Origin of the sequence: Leptospira soteropolitanensis, assembly GCF_026151655.1 — a bacterium.
Lineage (GTDB): Bacteria > Spirochaetota > Leptospiria > Leptospirales > Leptospiraceae > Leptospira_A > Leptospira_A soteropolitanensis.
On sequence record NZ_JAMQPN010000076.1, the window covers coordinates 1 to 968 of the forward strand.

At 32.9% G+C, this 968-nt stretch carries 1 protein-coding gene; it reads right to left on the reverse strand.

The features are described 5' to 3' along the window. Positions 1-153: 153 nt before the first annotated feature. Positions 154-968, reverse strand: an 815-nt coding sequence (locus ND811_RS19370) for a hypothetical protein (protein ID WP_265365563.1), incomplete at its 5' end; no start/stop codon positions are given.

Sequence of the window (968 nt, forward strand, 5' to 3'; positions counted from 1 at the left end):
TACCGAAGTCCTCCGACCCTGAGTCCCAGCGGGACGTTAGGGACTGGCATGTAGCTTGCGTAAGCAAGGCGAATGCCAGGAGGAGGATTTGCCGCAGGCCGAGCGAGGCCTTGTGCCGACGCGTAGCGGTAAGTCGCTGTTATACGCCGTTTTTTATATAACTTTATTCATCCAAATTAATGCAGTTCCAAATCCTTCGGAAGATAATCCAGTGTTATAACTTAACTTTTTTTTTATTGAATATTCTATTATATTTTCCGAAATTTCTTCCATAAGGTTTATTGTTAAAGCAAAATTAATGCCTGAATATTTTGAATAAGAAAGCACATCGTGAAGATTGTAACGAATGAAATTGTAATATGGGTATGTTTCTTTTATTCTATTTCGATCCTTCCGGTTTTTTATCCAAAAGTAGATGTCTTCTTCCAGATTTCCGAAAACCATCGAATTATAATTTCTATGGATTATATCATCCCTAATTTCTTTTAAGCTTAAAAACCAAATTTGGTATTCTTTTAATAGTAGATAAAGTGGTTCATTTGTAAGTTCTACAAATTTTAATGATTTTTTATTAAGATAATCGGATAGATCACTGTAAGAATCAGGTAACTGTCTTTTTTTAGATGCGGTAGCACTTATTAATAAAGCTAAATTATCGAATAATGATCTAATTACTATGTGTGAATACTCAATATCTAGTGTTGTGAAACTTCCGAAAAGTGAACTTAGTTTTTTATCTTTTAGTGCTTGTAGTCGTGTATATTCGATTCGATAGAAAATTGTCGCCCACTTCCAAATGTCTCTGGTTAACTCATTGGTTATTTTTGATAGATTACTTTTTTGATCATCTTTATCTATTCGGTAATGGTAAGAGAGGTTTGGGAAATGACCTTTCCAATTTGGTCCAATTTCATTACTTTTAATTAAGAGATTGGTATTTTTTATTTTTTCTTCTAACATTTTAAAAA